The 4,605-nt window shown below is 53.3% G+C and carries 6 protein-coding genes; 1 reads left to right on the forward strand and 5 read right to left on the reverse strand.

Translation table 11 applies throughout. The annotated features are described in order from the left end of the window. The 5 genes from GOX53_RS29680 to GOX53_RS28760 all read right to left on the reverse strand — a co-directional run. Positions 1-236, reverse strand: a 236-nt coding sequence (locus GOX53_RS29680) for a hypothetical protein (protein WP_217351987.1), incomplete at its 3' end; no start/stop codon positions are given. Between the two features lie 143 nt (positions 237-379). Next, a complete protein-coding gene (locus GOX53_RS28745; protein ID WP_171182303.1) occupies positions 380-1,360 on the reverse strand; it encodes a tetratricopeptide repeat protein in 981 nt (326 codons plus the stop codon). Positions 1,361-1,425: 65 nt separating this feature from the next. Next, positions 1,426-2,055 (reverse strand): hypothetical protein, encoded by a 630-nt coding sequence (locus GOX53_RS28750; RefSeq protein WP_171182304.1) that lies wholly within the window; start codon positions 2,053-2,055, stop codon positions 1,426-1,428. Then, positions 2,028-2,516, reverse strand: coding sequence for a hypothetical protein (locus tag GOX53_RS28755; RefSeq protein ID WP_171182305.1), 489 nt, complete (start codon positions 2,514-2,516; stop codon positions 2,028-2,030). The genes GOX53_RS28750 and GOX53_RS28755 overlap by 28 nt, the downstream gene beginning before the upstream one ends. A gap of 107 nt (positions 2,517-2,623) precedes the next feature. Continuing rightward, entirely contained in the window at positions 2,624-2,992 is a 369-nt protein-coding gene (locus GOX53_RS28760) for a hypothetical protein (RefSeq protein WP_171182306.1), read from the reverse strand. A gap of 456 nt (positions 2,993-3,448) precedes the next feature. Here GOX53_RS28760 and GOX53_RS28765 point away from each other — a divergent pair, with 456 nt between their 5' ends. Next, the gene (locus GOX53_RS28765; protein ID WP_171182307.1) at positions 3,449-4,537 is read left to right on the forward strand and encodes a hypothetical protein; all 1,089 of its coding nucleotides are present in this window, start codon (positions 3,449-3,451) and stop codon (positions 4,535-4,537) included. Positions 4,538-4,605 lie beyond the last annotated feature (68 nt).

A 4,605-nucleotide genomic window follows, 5' to 3' on the forward strand; every position in this document is an offset into this window, starting at 1 on the left:
GTAGACAGGTTGTTCGACTGTGGCAACAAACAAAGCTGCCATTCACGCACTGCGCTGCATGGGTTCTTCTGGGCTCGCTGCCGCCACTCTCTGCGGCGAGCCTCAACAGGTCCTTGAGAGCCCTCAGCGGCCGTTGCGGCGACTTCGCGCGCTTGCAGTCGCGGCAAGATGGTCCGCCCCAAAGCCGACATCCAGCGCTGGTCGCGATGCTGCGGTCGCGTCTGCAAACTGGACATCACCCCTCCGAATCTTTCGTGCTACCTTTAAGACCTATGAAACAGTGAACTTTCGAGCCTTCCGCTCTGAACTTGCTATTGAATGCTTCAATGCCGCACTTTACCCCGAACGAAAAAAGCAACCTAGGGCGACAGCCTGGCCCTTACCGGTCCAATGACGCGTAGCGGCGGTCAAAATCCGAGGACAGGCCATAGGTGCCCTCAAGCATCTGGAAATAGCTTTCGCTGCGTTCGTTCGGTGTCCCGTCCGCCACAAGTTCGACCATGATGCCGTAGCGTAGACTGCGCCTCGACACTGGGTTCAATTCCAACGCCGCATCAATATCACTCCGAGCCTGGTCGACCTGACCCAGTCGTGTGTGCGCAGCGGCCCGGTACAGATGAACGTCAATCGCGGCATCCGATGGCCCGTGCCGCTCCAAATACCTATCCGCAAACTTTATGACCTGGTTCAAGTTTCCGCGCGCATAGGCGATGAATATACCGGCATAATCGATCACCTCGGACCGCAGCAGACCGCTGTCGGGAAAGCGCGCGAAATAGTCGACGCCGCCGCGCCGCACACGCGCTCCAGTGTCTGTCCGTTCGAACGCGCGGGCAACCTGATAGTCATCAAACCGGACACAGGCCCCACCGTTGACTGGGCAGAATTTCAGATCCGACGGTGACCCAAAGGCTTTGACAAGTTCGTTCGTCAGCGTCTCGGACCGAAAGCCAACATTCTTCTGCGGCGGCCCCAGAACCAAGGTCGCGCCACGCCCTTCCCACTGCCAAAGTTCATTCCGCGTGACCCTGAAATCTTCGTAGGTTGGGCTCAACGACAGAAAGGACTGGATAGCAACACCATCGGGCAACTGGGTGGCATAGCCCCACAGAGTGCCCTGCAATCCGTTCAAGCGGGCTAGGCTCGCTGCCTCTTCGTGGCTGTGCGTGCGCATTGCGGCGGGCACAAAATAGCTGATACCACGCCCGTATCCTTTTTTTTGCGTGACCGGATCTTCAGATCGCAACTCGCCCTGAACAGACAGTTTGATCAGATAAGCAACACTTTCACCGACGGGCCCATCTGAGATGAAGGCGGGGACAACCAGCCCGACCTGATCGCGCGATGTCTCTTGGGCCATGGCGGAACCGGCAAAAAACAGGAGAAAAAAAGCCTTGAATTTCAAATACATGTGTGCCTCGATAGTCATGGCGGTGTCAGTGCCTCGAGGTTGTCCTTGATCTGCGCCACGCTTTGCGGGTCGGCATCTTGTGCCTGCAGTGTCAGCGACAACGCCTTTTCCCGCAAGGGCGCGATGATCGTCTGGTAGTCCATACCCTTAGCGTCCGCCTCTTTGATAATCGCATACAGAAACAAAAGCGACGTGTACAGTTGTGCTGCTGGCTGGTCACTGTTGCTCAGCAGTTTTGCGCGCGCCAGTTCGACCTCAAACTTGTTTGTTGGAGGTCCGACATACACGACCGACAACATATCGCTCGGATCACCTGTACCAAATCCTGACATCACCATCAGCGCCTTGTCAGCGGTCAAGCTGTATTTTGTCTCCAGATCGGCGGTCAATGTGCCGATCGCGTCATCGATCTCAATCCTGTGCGCACGATAATGGCGCTTTAAGTCATCATTCATGTCGATTTCAGTCTCAAGCACCGAAAGGCGCAATCCAAGCGCGTTCTTCAATACCGGCGCATACTGATCCGCACCGAACAGATGAGTGCCAATCCAAAAATTACTACGCACATCCTGCTGTGCATTGACCATTTCCGTCATGGCAAGAAGGGCCACACAGGTTAGTTCGATTGTGCGAAGTCGGAACATGGACAAACCTCTTTGATTTCAAAGGGTGACTGTTTGGCAGATGCATCCTGAATGATGTCGAACGTGGCACTGATCGCGCAATCAGACGCGTTCAGATCAAGCCCGCTGGCCAGCGCCGGACGATCGCTATTGGCCATTGTAATCTCGTATATACGTCCCGCTTTGGGTAGAAGTTGGCGATGATCGGAGCCATCTCCTTCAGCAGTGAAGGACGCCGATACTATGTTCGCGCTTCCGGTATTCTGCGCTGCGGTCAGCGTCACACCAGCCAGGATCGCCTGATGATTACCGTCATTCGATAGAAACGCCGATGCGCTGAAATTGCCGCACGATAAGGGTGCGGCTTCCAAATTCGCAGACCGTCCAAACAGAAATCCCCCGAAATTGGCGGTCAACACCGCGATGATGGACGCATAAAGCGCCACATCGCCAAGACTCATCTGCGAAATCAACCAGCCCATGGGAAATTGCCACTGGTTGCATTCACTGCAATAGCGCGCACCTGCATTCGCCAATGCGCTTTCGCAATAGATGCATTTCGCCCGTGTCCGATCACAACGAAAACACATTATTGCACCGCCTCAGGCGGCGGGGTTCTGCTTTTGGAGTCGTAGGCCTGGATCAGCTCCCATGTGATGCAGCCGGTCACTTCGTGCCCCAAGCGTGCCTGCGCTCGTTTTATCTGACTTTCCAGAAGCGTTGTGAATACGGCAGAAGACAAAGATGCGTCGTATTCCCCGCGGGCCGCCATTTCCTCTTTCATCAGGAAAATCAGGTTGATCCTCAGGCTTAACGGAAGCGGGTAGTTTTCTGCAAAGTACGGCGGTTGCCCCTGAGCGGAAATTGCACGGCACGCTTGTGAAACGGCAGGGCCTGTCCAAACCAAAGCTGCAAACAATGGGAGAAGTGCGAATTTGGTCAAATGTTGAAATGCCAACCGATGTATCTCAAGTGAAATTGTGTTTCGTGCAGTTTGCTCGGTTTTGTGCCCATTTTCAAGCGTTGGTCGACGTATCGGCCGTCAGCGGCATGGTTGAGTACCGATGGAGTGCGGGTAAGCTGCTTGTGGGGTTGATTTGGCGCGTTTTTTGCCCTGCAAGACGAAGCTGTCGAGCCGCTTTGTCTGGCTTCCCACGCGGAACGTCCGCTTACTTGCCAAGAATGACAGACTAAATGCACTTGCAGCGGATGTCCGGTCCCACCGCAGAGTACAGCAATGATTCGAGACAAGCGGTCTGAAAGTTGGCTGCCGCCAAGTCTTCCTCGCGATCTCGCATCCGCGGCGAATGACTGGAATCCCAACATTCGCCGAACAAAGAAGAACAGAGGTATATTTGCTGTTGATAGATTGCCTTGATAGTCTCTCCGACAATTTCGAGAATCGAGGTGTTTTATGTACGCGATTGCAGCCCTGGGTATATTCTTTTTCATAGTCTTCCTTGCTCTTGCGGCGTTGGCGAGTTCCGCATGGGCATATGCTAAAGGTCGCGAGCCGTTCCTAAACTACCGCGGCATTGCACTTATCCTCTGTTTCTTAGTAATATCAGCGCTTTGGCGCGGCAATTTTGAGCTGCCTGCAACACCCGGTGCTGTAACCGCAACGTTGGTATTCGCGTACATTTGGGCGGGTGGTGCTTTTTTGACTATGGGTTACCTTGCCTTACGCCTTTTGATTACCGAAGACACTAACGATACCCAGGCCGAAAAGTTTACAGGATATGCTAAGAGCATCGGACTGGTTGTAGCAGCGACGGGCTTTGCCTTGTCGATTGTTTCTCAGCGTGCAGCAGATGCGCAACTGAATGAGATTGCGACACTTGTGCAGATTGATCAGCTACGAACCGAAGAAAAGGAAGTTCAGCTACAAATGACGGCTGAAGCTAAAAAGCTGGATGAAACATGCACAAAAGCACAAATCGTCCTGACGGAAGTGGAAAGGATAGAAACGTTAGCTGCGGATGATGCCCAGTTCTCATGGCTATCGATCAATGAAAGTGGAAAAGATGCATTGACCGAACAACTTAACCAAAGACTGCAGGTTTGCGCTGGTTCTCGAAGTTCCGATAGCGAGATGCTGGTAAGCATAAATGGGTGCGTAGTAAAAAACTCCGAAGATGAATCAGTCTCTCATCAACCCTGTGAAGTGCAAGATAGGGCTGCTGTCGAGACGTTGGCGACGTGGAAATCGCTTGTGAACTCTGCCGCAACAAAGCGTGAAGAGATTTCAACTCTGACAATAAGCGTCCGGAGCACCCCCAACCGCGACGCCGAAAGTGTGCGACGTAAAATTACAAGGAATGCGTTTCTGTCAACGTTTCTTCTTCCAATGATAACTTTCGGGGGGATTGGCTTAGAATTCGCCTTTTTATTCATAGGCGCACCACGTCGGCGGAACCCCAATCAACCGGACCAGGTTGAGGGGGATCTGGGTAGTGAACAGCAGAATAGACCCGACCCAGAATCGGACGAAGTCCAGATATAAAAGGCGCAGCCACTGACCTTCCCCCCGATTTTCGGGCCATTGCGAACTGGAATTTTCCACCTTTGAAT

Source organism: Ruegeria sp. HKCCD8929 (assembly GCF_013031405.1).
Taxonomy (GTDB): Bacteria; Pseudomonadota; Alphaproteobacteria; order Rhodobacterales; family Rhodobacteraceae; genus Ruegeria.